The 16099-nt window shown below is 47.7% G+C and carries 9 protein-coding genes and 2 rRNA genes (1 of these 11 cut by a window edge); 6 read left to right on the top strand and 5 right to left on the bottom strand.

The genetic code is table 11. From position 1 onward, the window contains the following. Positions 1–240: 240 nt before the first annotated feature. Entirely contained in the window at positions 241–1461 is a 1221-nt protein-coding gene (sctU, locus tag IMCC3135_RS01875; RefSeq protein WP_088916037.1) for a type III secretion system export apparatus subunit SctU, read from the top strand. 52 nt (positions 1462–1513) lie between these two features. Next, a complete protein-coding gene (gene fliO, locus IMCC3135_RS01870) occupies positions 1514–1795 on the top strand; it encodes a flagellar biosynthetic protein FliO (RefSeq protein ID WP_088916036.1) in 282 nt (93 codons plus the stop codon). Between the two features lie 28 nt (positions 1796–1823). Here fliO and IMCC3135_RS01865 read toward each other — a convergent pair whose 3' ends face one another. After that, positions 1824–4277, bottom strand: coding sequence for a hypothetical protein (locus IMCC3135_RS01865; protein WP_088916035.1), 2454 nt, complete (start codon positions 4275–4277; stop codon positions 1824–1826). Between the two features lie 225 nt (positions 4278–4502). After that, positions 4503–5561: a calcium-binding protein gene (locus IMCC3135_RS01860; protein WP_169727391.1), complete on the bottom strand. Its 1059-nt coding sequence runs from the start codon at positions 5559–5561 to the stop codon at positions 4503–4505. A gap of 946 nt (positions 5562–6507) precedes the next feature. Here IMCC3135_RS01860 and IMCC3135_RS01855 point away from each other — a divergent pair. The 4 genes from IMCC3135_RS01855 (at position 6508) to trhA (ending at position 12512) form a co-directional block, all read left to right on the top strand. Next, positions 6508–7851: a hypothetical protein gene (locus tag IMCC3135_RS01855; protein ID WP_157735709.1), complete on the top strand. Its 1344-nt coding sequence runs from the start codon at positions 6508–6510 to the stop codon at positions 7849–7851. Positions 7852–8021: 170 nt separating this feature from the next. Next, entirely contained in the window at positions 8022–8921 is a 900-nt protein-coding gene (locus IMCC3135_RS34615) for a single stranded DNA-binding domain-containing protein (protein ID WP_205737864.1), read from the top strand. A gap of 111 nt (positions 8922–9032) precedes the next feature. Further along, complete coding sequence (locus IMCC3135_RS33885) at positions 9033–10256, top strand: hypothetical protein (RefSeq protein ID WP_157735708.1); 1224 nt, start codon at positions 9033–9035, stop codon at positions 10254–10256. A 1629-nt stretch (positions 10257–11885) separates the two neighbouring features. Next, entirely contained in the window at positions 11886–12512 is a 627-nt protein-coding gene (trhA, locus tag IMCC3135_RS01840) for a PAQR family membrane homeostasis protein TrhA (RefSeq protein ID WP_088916030.1), read from the top strand. Positions 12513–13192: 680 nt separating this feature from the next. Here the strand turns inward: trhA and IMCC3135_RS33880 are convergent. From IMCC3135_RS33880 to IMCC3135_RS01825, 3 genes are all read right to left on the bottom strand, one after another. After that, entirely contained in the window at positions 13193–14446 is a 1254-nt protein-coding gene (locus IMCC3135_RS33880; protein WP_157735707.1) for a hypothetical protein, read from the bottom strand. 268 nt (positions 14447–14714) lie between these two features. After that, positions 14715–14830: ribosomal RNA gene (gene rrf / locus IMCC3135_RS01830) — 5S ribosomal RNA — on the bottom strand. A 163-nt stretch (positions 14831–14993) separates the two neighbouring features. Further along, positions 14994–16099 (bottom strand): 23S ribosomal RNA (locus IMCC3135_RS01825) (it continues 1786 nt past the right edge of the window).

Genomic DNA, 16099 nt, shown 5'->3' with positions numbered 1-16099 from the left:
AGATCCACATGACAGCCCCGTAAAGTTTAGAGTTGCATTGTCTCAGCTCCGGAATTTGCATCAGCAATGATAAGTTGAAACGCACCACATGCGTGACACTATATTGAGTAGATACAAACAAAGAAATAAAACAGAGACCTGCATCACACAAATGAACAAACAATGCGTGAAGTAGCGTATTCTCATTATTTGATTATGTGATAGCGTCACGCTCCAACCCCCACATGATTCAATCTTCTCGTGTCCGACGATCAAAACAGCGGGGAAAAGACCGAACCGGCAACCTCTAAACGCTTACGCGATGCCAGGAAGCGGGGTGATATTCCCAAAAGCAAGGATATGACCGGCACCCTGGGATTGGCCTTCACTATGGTGTTGATCATCTTCGCAATGGACCACAGCATTGAACAGCTGGTGGACCTGACTATCGAGGCAATTGCCCACCATGATTTGCCTTTTGAAACTTTGGCTCAATCGCTGACACAAAAAGCGGTTAAGACATTTTTGCTGATCAGCGCTACGATTTTATTACCAATCGCCCTGTTCGGAATGCTAATTGAATTTTTGCAGACTGGGCCGATTTTTGCTTTTGATAAAATTCAGCCAAAGCTATCAAATCTGAGCCCTGCAGCAGGAATAAAGAAGATGTTCAGCATGGACAACTTCGTTGAACTGATGAAAAGCCTCGGCAAAACTGCAGTATTAGGCACCATTGCCTGGTTCACTATCGCGGCCGCACTTCAAGAGCTGATCAAGCTGCCAGCCAACGATCCCATGCTGATCCTGATTGCCATCAAGTCAATGTGCATCATGCTTTTTGGCTGGACGCTCGGCGTATTCCTGGCCATTATGGCCCTAGATGCTGCTTATCAACACTATGCATATGCCAAAAAGATGCGCATGAGCATCAGTGACATCAAGAAAGAGCATAAAGATAACGAAGGCGACCCCATGCTCAAGGGGCAACGGAGACAATTGCAACAGGAATGGTCTCAGGAAAGTGCCAATGGGGCTGCACGCTCGGCATCTGTACTCGTTGTGAATCCGACGCATATTGCTATTGCCATTCGCTACGACAAAGATGAAATGCCAGTGCCTACAATCACAGCCATGGCGCAAGATGAAAATGCGCGCGCCATGCGCGATGCCGCCCACGAAGCCCATGTCCCCGTATTGCGAAATCAACAACTAGCTCGCCAATTACTGAATGACGTCGAAGAAGGAGATGTCGTTCCTCGGGAATTGTTTGACGTAGTTGCAGAAATAATTCTTTGGGCTCGACAAACACGCGAAAAACTCGACCCTCATGCAAGCTGGAAAACAAGCAGTGTCGAGAGAAACCAGAATGGCGTGCCAAAGACTCTACCACCACCCGGTGAAGACTTGAGTCAGTACCCACCTGAGCTGGAGCTCTTTGCAACTCAACCCCCTGCTCAGCATCCAGATAACACCCCGTCGTAAAGCTTCAAGGCTACTGACCCCCCTTACGCAGCTGACCACAAGCACACCACCAATGAACACATTTCCTACCACTTTACTGTTTACGCTAGCGGCACTGGTACTGGTACTGGTTCTGGCCTGGTTTGCCATTCGCCTTCTATCGCGATTGAATGGCGGCAAACTAGGTAACAATCGAATCAGGCTGACTCACACCTTGCCCTTAAGTACTCGCGAGAAGATCGTACTGGTTGAGTGTGACGGCAAGACCTACCTACTCGGAGTCACGGCAAATGGAATTTCTGTTATAGACCAGAAACCCATTGCCATGACCCCCACACAACCCAACACTCAGTGACACATGGAACCGTGAGAGGGTAGTAGTTCTATGCTGCCTCATTCACTACTTGGTTACTCCCCAGCAGAGCATCGAGCACATCAGCCATGCTCACAAACTTGTCACCCAGACGTTGCTCGCCCGACAGATTGGACAACGCTGCTGCATGACGGAATGCATCTGCGAATTTAGATTCGCCTACGGATGTGCGTATGGCAAAGGCACTGTCCAATCGCTGTTGATTCTCGGCCGTCAAAGGTATACCCAAGGCGCCTGCCGCCTGCTCGATTGCTTCGGAATAATCTTTATCTGATACCGCTTCGCTGGCATCATAGACCTTCTCGATCACGCCCGCCCACTCATTGATACTGCTCTGGTTGGCAGAAGAAATACCCAGATCTTCGCCATAGTTGCTCAAGAACGTACCGGCAGCAGCCTGTATATCACCGCCCTTGACAGCGTTGACGATACTACCAACAACAGGCACGTTATCAGAAATGGCCTGATAGATTTTAGTAGACTTGACATTGTCACCCAAGCCCGATAACCCAGCACTAACTGCGCCTTGAATATCTCCTTGCTTGTACTGCTCAACAACTGTGTTAACACTGTCAATTCCATCAGCCATACTCACAAAATTGGTGCCCAGGCCTTGCTCGCCCGACAGATTCGATAGAGTGGCTGCATGACGGAATGCATCAGAAAATTTATTCTCAATCACCGATTCACGTATAGCGAAAGCACTATCCAATCGTTGCTTATTCTCCGCCGTCAAGGGGATGCCTAATGCATCTGCCGCCTGCCCGACAGCTCCAAGATAATCTTTATTTGACACCGCTTCTTTGGCGTCATAGACCTTCTCAATCACACCGGCCCACTCCTTGATACTGCTCTGATTGGCAGAGGAGATACCCAGGTCTTCGCCATAGTTGCTCAAGAATGTGCCGGCTGCAGCTTCCATGTTGCCATCTTTAACGGCACTGACAATATTGCTGACAGTTGACACATTCTCTGAAATAGCCTGGTAGGTCTTGCTATTCTTGATATTGTCACCCCAGCTCGCCGACAGGCCAGTGCTCAGCGCTCCTAGAGCATCTCCATTTTTGTACTGCTCTACACCAGTGGCGACACTTTGGGCCGTACTGAATGCACGTCCAACATCAGTGCCCTGACCACCAAAGGCCTGACTGGCAAGCCCTGCTGCCGCTGCAAAGTTTTTCTCTGAAACGGCTGTATAGGCAGCACCTACTGTACGCGCACCATTAGCGATTGTTGTGGCCGTTTTCACGAACGATACTGACGCGCCTAACGCCTGCCCCATTCCTGCGACACCACCAGCGACACCAGCAACACCGCCGAGAATCATACCAACACTACCATTCTTGATACCAAGCCCCACTTGATACGCAGCTTTGACCAATGAATAGCCTTTGGCAATCAGCTGTACGATAGGGATCGGAATGAACTGCGCGACCATCATGATTTGGCCTATTAGCTTGCTTTCCAGAATTTTCTTGCCAACACTCTTGATACCGTCCCAAGTCTTCTCGGCAACATCCTTTACAGTATCAACAACTTTTTGGCCTACATCTTTAACAGTGTCAATGACTTTTTTTCCGATATCCTTGACAGCATCAAAAGCCTTTTTGAACGGCTTTGTAATACTGCTAAAAAAGCCATATTCCACTTCAACCTCCTTACCCTCGACAACGATAGTGCCGCTATCATTCTCGGACTTGAGCTCTACCAACTCTGACTCGGAAATATTTTCACCACCAACAAGTCTTGAAAAAATGTCACCTTCATCGCCAGCAGCGTCCGAAGTGTTGAGGCGAGCATCCAGGCCATGACCCACTTCTTCGGTCAAGATATCAATGGCCTTGCTCGGGTCTGAATCCAGTAATTGCTGGCTAATATAGATTGTGTCGTTATCCTTGCTATAAGCACCCAGAGCGGCGCCCTCGCCTTGCTGACCCGATTGGTCCTGCAGCACGGACTCGTCAACGACCTCAATATTTGGCATCCAGCTGAAGTCGCCTTCCAGAACTTGCTGGCGGATTGTTTCGGCTTCGGCTTTGTCGTAATCAGCACCAAAACTCTTTTCCAGTGCACTGTGGAAAGCTTCCGGATCCGATGCTAATTCAATCAGGTTGTTCTTCATAGCTGACTTTGCAGCTTCGAGGCCAGAAGTATCGGAGGCAATGCCGGCGCTGATTGCAACATCAGAGACCGATCCCGCTCCTGCCTGAGAACTGGAAGCCTCTGATGTTGCAGACTCATTCTCTTTGGAAGGCGCAGCAGATTCTTCTCTACCTCCGGACAAAGCACGCTGTCTGGATTGATCATCCAGTGCACGCAACACAGAACCACTGCTTACTGTAGAAGCCGAGTTAGCAGTATTGCGAGCATCCTCCGCACCTGAGACAGAACCAGCTGCTTTGGCACTAGTCAGAGAGCTCTGCGCTTTATGGGCATGAACAACGCGGGAGGAAACTGGATTCATGGCGGTATCTCCTATTTGATGAAAGCAGCCTACCGCTTCTTTAATCTGTTCGTAAGTAGGGAAAACCCTAGTATTTACAAATAAAGTTGCACTTTTGAATATTGCAAATGAAAACGGCGAACCACAATGGCTCGCCATCTAAAGTTGATTATCAGTAATCACAAAGCGTCCAACCTCGCAATATGAAACCTATCTACTAGCCACCCTGATAGCATCAATAACCACTTATGACTCAGGCGACAGCTCGCTCACAACGTCAGGACTGCGAAACCAGCCATTACTGGTATTTCCTACTAAATCTTCACCACCACCGGTGTAGATGTGATCCTTGTCACGCCCACCCCAGATAGAATCGTTACCCTTACCAGCACTGATAGTGTCTCTGCCCTGGTTGCCATACAGTCTGTCATTGTCATCACCGGCAGCTATATCGTCGTGACCCTTGCCACCGACAATCGTGTTATCACCGTCACCAGCGTCGATGGTGTCGTTGCCGTTACCGCCATAAACCGTATCTTTACCATCACCGGCTGTGATGACGTCATTACCCCCTTCTCCGAAAACAGTATTGTCACCGTCACCAGCATCAATGGTGTCATTCCCCTCTCCACCAATGACCAAATCATTACCCAGTCCAGTATTAATAGTGTCGTTGCCAGACTCACCAAAGACAGTGTCATCTCCTTCACTCGTGTTGATAGTGTCGTTGCCAATGCCGCCATAAACCTTATCGTCACCGGTACCCGAGTTGATATCGTCATTACCAAAACCACCCAGAACAATGTCATTGCCTGAACCCGTCTTGATAACGTCATTGCCTTTACCTCCATACACTGTGTCGTCACCACTACCACCATTGATGGTGTCGTTCCCGTCACCACCAAATATCTCGTCATTGCCACCACGGGCATCGATAGTATCGTTGCCATTACCACCAATGACGGTTTCGTCGCCATTGCCACCATCGATGTGATCGTTACCATTCCCACCGTCGAGAGTCATACCGTCAAGACCTTCACTGTTCTCCAGCTCTACCATGATCGTATCGTTACCTTCGCCAGCTTCGATCGTGAAATTTTCAGCCTCAGCCGCAGTCAGGTCTATATCCTCTCCGTTAACAGTGACTGTCACTGAGCCATCGTCGTGCTCTTTGACTGAAATTTTGTCATCACCATTCTCATTTGGCTTGATAACAATTTGACCGTCTGTCGTGACAAATTTTGAAGCTTCCTCGCCTTTCGTTATGATCCTCAAATCCTGGGATTGCCTAAGAAGGGATTTCATGGAATCACCGTTGGTGTTGTACTGACCGTTTCCCATTCCTGATACTGAAAACGTCCTGTGTGCTTCCACAAACGGCTTTATTAGTGATGAAAAACCCATGCTACTTCTCCCTGTATGCCCATTTCGATAGGCTTGTTGCTTAGTGTCAGTAATTTCAACACAACAAATCTGCGAATGTAATTAGGGCAAACCCTAGTATTTCGACATTTTTACGCAGCTGCGCTCACTGAGATAATCCAGTCTCATGCTCTCGCGTTTATTCCTGCACTAGTGCGCGTCATCACAAGTTGTAATAATCAAATCTGTCAATCAGCATTCATTCACCTGGTAACTTGGCCTCTAACGACACTTCGATTATAGGAATTCCTTATGCCCTGAAATTTTCGAATCGTATTTATAGCGTGTACACAGATAGATTTTTCGACAGCATGTAAAGTAGTCTCCTATAAAATAGGAGCCTATCTAAATGCGAATATTTTCTGAAATCCCACACAACCACAAAATACTCTGGCCCTACTGTCGACCACTCTAATACTTATCAGCGCTTGCAACAGAGGCAGTAGCATTGGCGACGAGCAACTGCCTGATGATCCGAAAATCCCTACTTCGGATGAGCGTGCTAGCAGTAATTTTAGAAACGATGGCATCATTCTCACAGCCACTAGTCCAAATAGCACTCTTGTTGAAATCAACAGAGAGACATAAAGCGCCTCGACCTCTCCTTGATAGAAGGATCCTCTTGATTACTGATATTGCATACATTCGCCGATATCAGATCATCGCGACACCCCACCCAACATGTGACTCGCGTCACATATTGTATGCTTTGAGCTGGTTTTTTGCCTTACCATTAGCAAATACAAGGGTTTACCCTAATTGTCAGGCACTCATAATTTAGCGACACTTGTGTATAACTCGCAATATTGAGATATTTCGGATGAGTACAGTGAGCAGCGTGACCGCATCCTCTGTCACATTGACAACTATAAAGGCCAACAATAACAATGTTGGCGACAATGATCCTGACACCCAAGGAACATCGACCGTGATTGCATCAAGCTCACAACAGATTAACTCCGACACGGCAGTCACCACATTAATTATGACCTCAACGGACTCTCGACTACCGAACCTGAGCCTGGAAGATGTTCTCAACCGAAGCGGCATCGATGATGACGCCATGGTTACTCTGGAATCTGAAGAAAACGATTCGGAACCTAGTCATAACTCTGTATCCATGACTCAGGCAGAAACCATCAAAAACGGTGTAGAACAAATCCGGAATGCCATCGACTCTATTGAGGGATCCAGCTCTGTTGTAGTCGAGATTGAAACCACCAACAACGTTCAGACAGTTACTGTTAGAGCTGCCGACATAAACACGGTATATACCCAGGCCAGCGCACAGACACCCGGCAGTCCAAAAACCACTCAATCTAATTATCTGCTATTGAATAACGGCTGGGCTTATACAAAGCTACAAGCATCTCCATTGGACCTACCAACCGGACCTTCTGAACAGACAAGTGGGGATGGATGGGCAATTTGGAGATCTCTGGAAGACGGCGTACATGAAATTCAAGATGCCGCGACCGGCATGTGGAATCGCCTGACTGGGTTGGAGGTGGATATATCACCAAAATCCCCTGCAGATGTAGCTGGAGTACTGAGCTTTCGCACAGCAGATGTTCAAATTTCTTCAAAAAACACCACAACAACATCTCTACAGCTTTCACCAGAAGGTGTATTTACCAACACTCGGTCTTCGCTAACAACCAATGGTGATTTGATGCCTGAAGTCTCCTTTGCACTGCACTCCATCAGCTCAGCCAAAGGTATTAGCAATCACTTTTCTGCAATCTCTCAAACAGCAGAAAGCCAGACTGCCGTCGTAAACAACCAGCAACAATTGGCTGAAATTGCGGGTGACATGTTTGGTGCCTATCGTATGCTGGAAGACGGCATGACCCTGGAGATGCACTTTGCTGATGGTAGCGTTACTCGCAAACTATACCTTCAGATCAAAGACAACCCGGAAAACTTAACTATTAACGGGCAATTATATGCTCGCCAAGGAAATTCAGCTCCCGACCTGCTGGGTGATCTAATGCGAATGTTGACGGAATCCGGACAGAGCAGAGGCCTGGAAGGACAGTGGCTACAAGGCTTGACTGATGCGATACGCAACAGCACAGAAAGACCACCTACCCCTCCTGTTAATGAGCAACATGTGGCCAATATTTCCAGCACCGAGCAGAAGATCAATTCATTGCCAAAAATCCATGTTTAATGATAGATGAAAAATAAGTTCAAAAGGTAGGGTTTACCCCAATATACAAGCATCACAAGAATTGTTGTAATACCGGACACCAAGACTGCACCCGAAGTTTTGCCTGTCCTTGGTATTTGATTCCAATTGAACTGGCATTCTTGACATTAAATTGATAACGGAGAACGACAATGAGTGACATATCGGCTGTAACGACACAATTTACCAACTGGGTACAACTGGCTGACAACAACCCGGCTAATTTCACAAAGAGTCTTGACGACCTACTTGAGAATTTCAGTCCCGAACAGGTCAGCAACGGGATGACACGACAGTTAATGAATCAAGTTGTAGAGAAGCTGCGCGAGCTGATAAACAGTAGTGATGACCTACCATCAGGCGTCATTGACAATGCCAATACAAGACTAGATGACTTTCTAGATTCCATGGATGTCACTTGTCCTTGCACAGATGAGGTAATGGAAGAGGTCTGCAATACAGACCAAGCAGACCAGCTTAATGAGATGGCTGATTCCCTGGTAGAGGCAGTAACCGAATTTCTGAATGAAACGCCACTAGTCGTTGAACCGACCACCAATAGCATAGAAGCACAGGGGGAGGCCATTAACGAAGGAACCTATATACCAACTGGCGGCAATCCAGGTGCCGATGGAGCCCAAGCAAACAATGAAGGCTTCTCTGATGGTGAAGGAACTGAGAGAGAGGAGGGGAACTGGTTACTCGTGCTCGCCGGAAGACTGGCGGAAGTTCAAACCAAATTTCTGGATGCCGCAATGGCGGCTTCGGAGGTTATGGCTAACGAATCAGGCAATGCCGTAGCTGGTAGTGGTGGTGGAACTGATGGTACTGGCGGTACTGGCGGTACTGGCGGTACTGGCGGTACTGGCGGTACTGGCGGTACTGGCGGTACTGGCGGTACTGATGGTGCTAGCACTAGCCAAAGTAGTGCCTTCCTTAAGGCGCAAGGTGAGTTTACGGCAAACATGCAATTGTTCACTCTCTTCGCTAATCAGGCGTCTACAGCGTTAAAATCCGTTGGTGAAGGACTTACTGCCTTATCCCGTAAATAGGCCCTAAGAGCCGGGCATCACTGCCCGGCTCTGCATCATTAAACATGTCCATGTCGATTCGTAATATTGTTAAGATACGCGCCTGATGAGCTTACAGATTGCGCACTACTAATGGATAAATCAAAAGCCGTTTTATTACTCTTGACAATCGCCCTTGCCGGGTGTGACGGAAGCGGAGACGGAGGAAGTCTGACCGGCTCTCAGCAAGACGACGATTTATCTCAACGCGGTATTAATGACAATCTGAGCGGCTCAATTGTAATCTCTGGCTATACAGATATTAACGGGGCCAGAGCAAATCTCAACACCGGTGAATATGTACTATTTCCCGCTAATAGCGTATCCACAATTGTCGCCGATGAACCAAACGTAAATTTCGCCTCATCCTGGAATATTATTAGCGCAAGTGATAACACTGCCAATGCTGCGTTTGCTCAAACTTATCCGAACTGCATTAATGAAGATGCGCACTTATACTATGTTGGCAACATTTGCTTTGCTACTTACAATAGTGACTTATCTCTAATTAAAGCGCATCGATTGAATACCACGAATGTGGAAACACCGTTGTTGTTTTCCAGGTCTCAGCAATACCTCCTCGCAAATGAATATGCCCGCCACCAACACAGTGATGATAAAAGTATTCACTTATCAGTGATAGATATACTCAGCAGTGAAAGAGTTCTAACGATACCAGTAAAGACTAGATTAGCCGATTTTGATGGGCGATACGGCAGATCATCCGTGGAATGGGGCTTGAACGATGAGATCATTTACACGGATGCACGAGATCAACCACCGGTGATAAATATCACAAAACCGTTGAGCACTGAAGTTGCGCGACGAATAACGCTGCCTAGTAAATACCGCGGCTTGATCACGAGAATGCACCTAAGCCCCGATGGCTCTCAGCTATTACTGCAGTATGTTCGAAATCCAGGCACAGCTGAGCCAAGTCGATTTGCAATGATTCTCGATTTAAACACTTTAGACTTGCGCATTCCAGCAGTCCATTCCTACGACGTAGATAACATTCCCGTAGGAGATGACAGAGGTAATGGCAATTTCAAAACTCATGGCTGGTCACCAGATGGCAGTTATATTTTGCTGGGCAGTATCTGGCACTGGCAAGTAACTGAAGCCTATGTCTATAATTTTTCACGATACGAATTAGTGGCAGTGCCGTCAGATGGTGTCAACCAATTGGTTTTACACGACCTATCTCTCGCAGCACCTGGAGTGGTCTGGCCAAAATACTATATACCAAACACCAATGAGTTCAAGTCAATGTTTGACAGCGGCAGTGTTGAATACACTTGGATCGATAATAATTAGACAACAATTAATTTCACTTGAATGAGTTTAGCTCTTGCAGGAACTTTCGTGATCTCAGTTTATGGACAACACAAGGCAACACAGACAAAATCCAGATGCTACTTCTATTGCATGCGCCTGCATACTGACATAAAACAGCATTGTTGGCATTTCGATTGGAGGCAGTCGATATGGAAATTTTTTTACCCCACCTCCAATTCAAAACACAGGGTTGGTCACCTGACGGACAATCAATATTATTATCAAGCCGCTGGGATTGGCAGGTCATTTCCGGTGATTTTATTGGGAATTTTTCCAGGTACGAGTTAGTCGCTGTACCATCAAGTGGCACCAACCAGATAGTCTCGCACGAGCCGTCAATCGCAGCACCTGGCGTAGTTTGGATAAAATTTATCAACCCATCAAATCAACTCGAATATATTCACGACCTTGACGCGGGAGATATCAGATACTCCTGGACTGATAATTAGAATCAGAAAAATAAAAATACCGACTTGTATTATTATTATCATCAATCACTACGTCAGTATCAATAAGCGATAATTCATGACAACTGGTAAAGCTACAACCATGCCTGCTTTCTGCAGCTTTCAAATTCGAGCACCGAAGGCAGACATTATCGAATTTAATTTCCACTACTCTTGCTCATCGCGCTAGATTCCTCCCCCGGCATCAGCTTCCCTGCATCAGCCGCCTACTCTCCTGTAGCTTCCCTGCTTTTTAGGGCCTCCTTGCCCTTGCCTCCTTGCGCTGCCTCCTTGCGCTGCCTCCTTGCGCTGCCTCCTTGCGCTGCCTCCTTGCGCTGCCTCCTTGCGCTGCCTCCTTGCGCTGCCTCCTTTGCGCTGCCTCCCTGCGCTGCCTCCCTGCGCTGCCTCCCTGCGCTGCCTCCCTGCGCTGCCTCCCTGCGCTGCCTCCCTGCGCTGCCTCCCTGCGCTGCCTCCCTGCGCTGCTTCCCTGCGCTGCTTCCCTGCGCTGCTTCCCTGCGCTGCTTCCCTGCGCTGCTTCCCTGCGCTGCTTCCCTGCGCTGCTTCCCTGCGCTGCTTCCCTGCGCTGCTTCCCTGCGCTGCTTCCCTGCTCTGCTTCCCTGCTCTGCTTCCCTGCTCTGCTTCCCTGCTCTGCTTCCCTGCTCTGCTTCCCTGCGCTGCTTCCCTGCTCTGCTTCCCTGCTCTGCTTCCCTGCTCTGCTTCCCTGCTCTGCTTCCCTGCTCTGCTTCTTTCTCCTGTTTCCTTGCCTTGCTATTCTCGCGTTTGGAAATTTATCTTAGCATTCGAAATCTACCTCGCCTACTAGGGTTAACCCTAGTATTTCGGATTATTTTCCCAAATCTATCGAAACACATTCCGTTTGTCAACACAAACAGGATGATCATCGAGTCGTCCCTTCGTCATTGTTGAGCAATTTCAAGCGAACGGACCTTTCGTACGTTGCCATGCATATTTTCATTCTTGTAATGAAATATGATTAAGGCATCACTCAGGTGCCGCCTTTGCATTATCAGAGTAAATTGATGAGCTATCTTTATTGATCATCACAAGACCTCCTTCCAGAATGTAATTTTATGATGATGATGAGGCCAGCTGATAAAATTCGTAAACTAGGACCGCAGTCCTGACTCTAAAAATTCTATCTATGTACTACGGTGAGAAACTGAATAGCATCAGTCATCTGGTGGGGGCAGCACTGGCGCTGATAGGCTTCGGAGTCCTTCTGACTATCAGCATTCAGGAACGTGACCTATTGCTTATCGTCAGCTTCGGCATTTTCGGCCTGACATTGATTCTTCTTTACACCATGTCTACGCTGTATCACAGCTTCAGCTCAACCAAGTTGAAAAGACTGTTTCAGAAACTTGACCATGTAGCAATCTACCTACTGATTGCAGGCACCTACACGCCTTTTCTGATGGTTTCAATGCAAGAACACAACGGCTTCATTGGTCTCGCAGTGATCTGGACATTGGCAGCAGTAGGGCTGCTGCTGGATGTGCGCATAAAAAAGCGAATCGAATGGCTGCAATTGTCAATCTATTTGGCCATGGGATGGTTTTGTGTGCTGTTTTACTCAGACCTACAAGCCAGCATTCCGTCTGCGGGAATGACTTGGTTGGCGGTAGGTGGCGCCTTTTATATGTGTGGCGTTGTCTTCTACGTACTCGACGAATTCAACAAACTGCGCCATGCTCATGGCATTTGGCACCTGTTTGTGCTGCTGGGCTCTATCAGTCATTTCATATCCATTGCCGGATATGTCAGATAGAAGTTTTATAGAATTATTTATTCAATGTCAGTAGTTAATTACATCAGCAGGCTCAGCAAAGATGCCCCGTGCCTCATTCTCACGGATATGCTTCCTGCTTGTGGTTTTCGTAACCCAGTTAGTATGGCCCCCTCGTTTGGCCCTGTTTCAACCAGACCAACAGAGTCCCCCTGGATGTAGACAGTGTGCTGAGCCCTAATCACATTTTGTGTTCAATGAGTCGCTCGAACTCGCCTTTGAGTTAAGCAACACGGGGCACTACAGACGCCCTGCTTTCGATCAAGCAACACGTGCTGTATTTGTGGTTCGGGTCTTGTCACTAGGATCGATTTCATTGAAGCCCATAACGGACCAGAGCGACACAAGAGAGCTGTATACAGAGGCAACTGCATTGCTTTGGAAACTCATGCCACTGTTATTGGAATACCGATTAAAGTCCTTCGCAGCATCTTGTTTTGTACACTAACTTTGACGTCAGCGTGTCAGCAGACGTTCAACAATCCAGATTTAGTCCCGTTCTGTGTAGGTAATTCAGAAACCAACGCTCCGTGACTCTACACGCCTATAGTATCGCTTGCCAAGGGAAGGATGATTTTTTGGTTTTACTTGAAATCAAGTAATTTGAAGCAGATCTTAATGCCTGCATTCAAAACAGCCGTCCCTCTCTCAGTATCTTGATATTAGGGGATCCAGCTGAAAAATTCTTCCTTGAACTGATCACCACGCCAGCGCGTCGATAAACGTCGCCTTGAATCAACAACGTCTTCAAAAACTGCTATTTTCACAGAATCGGAATAGGTATCGTCGGCATTGTTTATAACAAGACGATCCGAACCTGCTGGAATTACAATCAAATTGTCATTGATCACAAGATAAGGGTTTACCACGGTTGTCCCATCAGCATAAATGACACTTGGGGTCAACGCACTTCCACCAATTGAGAAGAGGTTGAGTATCATGATCTGAGTCCCGTCTGGCGACCAGATTGGATTGATGAACTGACTCTTGAAGTTTTCTCCGATAGGAGATCTATTCGCATCAGCATAGTCAATAGCAGGAATTCTGACGCTCAGATCACTTAGATTCAATACGAGGGCCAAGCCGTTCTGCTCTACTAGCCCATCGGTATTACCTCCATATCCAATCAAAAGCTGCTCCCCATCAGGATGCATGTCCAGGCTTCTGACAAAACCACTGAAGGATCTGGGCAGTGTTATCTTCCTCTCAATCTCAGTAGTTCCAGGTGCGGTTACGTAGATCGTTGGTCGCTCGTCTGATGGGATCGAGAAAATCAATTCGTCATTGATACCCCATTCTGTTACTGCGTGATCTGCCCGCTTATCGTCGTCTTTCGAAACATCGGGCATCTCGATGGAGTCAGCAACCCTTCCTAAAGAGACATCCATTATCTGTATAAGGGCGATATCGTTGAATGTCCCATATCGGTCACTCATAACTACATACTTGCCAGAATCGGAAAGTTTAGCCGGTTTTTGATACCAGGCCTCCGTTACTATTCGCCTCACGGCTATGAAATTCTCATCGTATATCGAGACACATGAACGAGTAGGCCCTCGATAACAATCGTAAAGTACTTCTACATAGCCTTGATTAGCAGGGTTACTACTCGCAGTAAAATAATTGTATTCAGCACTGGGTTTATCACCGCCGCTATTAGCCTCCAGATCCTCGATAAGATCGTAAGTGCTGAACAATGAAATTTCAGTTGCCGCTCCAGAAGCGAGATCAAATTGATAAGGCCTGAACCTATAGGTACTGATTATTTTCCCGGACAAACCTCCATTGACTTCTCCACTTGTAGATTCGCCTGGAGAATCATCTGATATTTCATTAGGCTTGCCATCGCTACTGTCATCACATCCAAGTATCAACAGGCAACCGAGTAGCAAAGAACACAAACCGACACTTCTCATTTTTCTCACCATCTCAATCTACGTAAATGTCCATTTCGCGAATAATTTGATTATATTACAACCATGGCCCTTAGCATGGAGACCCGTTCAGAACAGTGTGTGAACTAATTTGTGCTTCAATCTACACCGGTAGAGTATTAACTCTCCTTGACTCTACACACGTAGAGTCCCGATCGGAGAATAACGAGTACCGAGCATTGAGTAATTCTCAAATCCGGAATGCAAAAAGGCCGTCTCCTGAGAGACGGCCTTGATGGACGTAAATAAAACCCGGCGATGACCTACTTTCACATGGGGAAGCCCCACACTATCATTGGCGCGGAATGGTTTCACTTCTGAGTTCGAGATGGGATCAGGTGGTACCCAAACGCTGTGGTCGCCGGGAGAACTGGTGTGCCGTCGAGCATCCATCCATTGCTGGATTAGCTGCTAAACAACAAATTTGGAGAGTCGATTGTACTTGGTTTAATCGTTGTCGTGCTATTTATGTCGCACACAACAGTCCAAGAACAGCTTCGCTATTAACGAGCAACTGCTTGGGTGTTATATGGTCAAGCCTCACGGGCAATTAGTACAGGTTAGCTTCACACATTACTGCGCTTCCACACCCTGCCTATCAACCTTGTGGTCTTCAAGGGCCCTTCAGGAATCTCAAGGATTCAGTGAGAACTCATCTTGGGAGGGGCTTCCCGCTTAGATGCTTTCAGCGGTTATCCTGTCCGATCGTAGCTACCCGGCAATGCCACTGGCGTGACAACCGGAACACCAGGGGATCGTCCACTCCGGTCCTCTCGTACTAGGAGCAGCTTCCCTCAATTCTCAAACGCCCACGGCAGATAGGGACCGAACTGTCTCACGACGTTCTAAACCCAGCTCGCGTACCACTTTAAATGGCGAACAGCCATACCCTTGGGACCTGCTACAGCCCCAGGATGTGATGAGCCGACATCGAGGTGCCAAACTCCTCCGTCGATATGGACTCTTGGGAGGAATCAGCCTGTTATCCCCGGAGTACCTTTTATCCGTTGAGCGATGGCCCTTCCATGCAGAACCACCGGATCACTAAGACCTGCTTTCGCACCTGCTCGACGTGTCTGTCTCGCAGTCAAGCACCCTTATGCCTTTGCACAAACCACACGATTTCCGACCGTGTTTAGGGTACCTTCGCGCTCCTCCGTTACTCTTTGGGAGGAGACCGCCCCAGTCAAACTACCCACCATACACTGTCCTCAACCCGGATAACGGGTCTAAGTTAGAACTCCAAACATACCAGGGTGGTATTTCAAGGTCGGCTCCACGCAATCTAGCGATCACGTTTCAACGCCTCCCACCTATCCTACACAAGTAGGTTCAAAGTTCAGTGCAAAGCTGTAGTAAAGGTTCACGGGGTCTTTCCGTCTAGCCGCGGGTACACGGCATCTTAACCGCGAATTCAATTTCACTGAGTCTCGGGTGGAGACAGTGTGGCCATCGTTACGCCATTCGTGCAGGTCGGAACTTACCCGACAAGGAATTTCGCTACCTTAGGACCGTTATAGTTACGGCCGCCGTTTACCGGGGCTTCGATCAAGAGCTTCTCCGAAGATAACCCCATCAATTAACCTTCCGGCACCGGGCAGGCGTCACACCCTATACGTCCACTTGCGTGTTTGC

This window comes from Granulosicoccus antarcticus IMCC3135 (assembly GCF_002215215.1).
Lineage (GTDB): Bacteria > Pseudomonadota > Gammaproteobacteria > Granulosicoccales > Granulosicoccaceae > Granulosicoccus > Granulosicoccus antarcticus.
This window is presented reverse-complemented; position numbering and strand designations above follow the sequence as displayed.

What these genes read in the sequence shown, in the direction of transcription:
- fliO (WP_088916036.1), top strand. Translation starts at nt 1,514, where the DNA reads ATGAACACATTTCCTACCACTTTACTGTTTACGCTAGCGGCACTGGTA.
- IMCC3135_RS01865 (WP_088916035.1), bottom strand. Translation starts at nt 4,277, where the DNA reads ATGAATCCAGTTTCCTCCCGCGTTGTTCATGCCCATAAAGCGCAGAGC.
- IMCC3135_RS01860 (WP_169727391.1), bottom strand. Translation starts at nt 5,561, where the DNA reads ATGAAATCCCTTCTTAGGCAATCCCAGGATTTGAGGATCATAACGAAA.
- IMCC3135_RS34615 (WP_205737864.1), top strand. Translation starts at nt 8,022, where the DNA reads ATGAGTGACATATCGGCTGTAACGACACAATTTACCAACTGGGTACAA.
- IMCC3135_RS33885 (WP_157735708.1), top strand. Translation starts at nt 9,033, where the DNA reads ATGGATAAATCAAAAGCCGTTTTATTACTCTTGACAATCGCCCTTGCC.
- trhA (WP_088916030.1), top strand. Translation starts at nt 11,886, where the DNA reads ATGTACTACGGTGAGAAACTGAATAGCATCAGTCATCTGGTGGGGGCA.
- IMCC3135_RS33880 (WP_157735707.1), bottom strand. Translation starts at nt 14,446, where the DNA reads ATGAGAAGTGTCGGTTTGTGTTCTTTGCTACTCGGTTGCCTGTTGATA.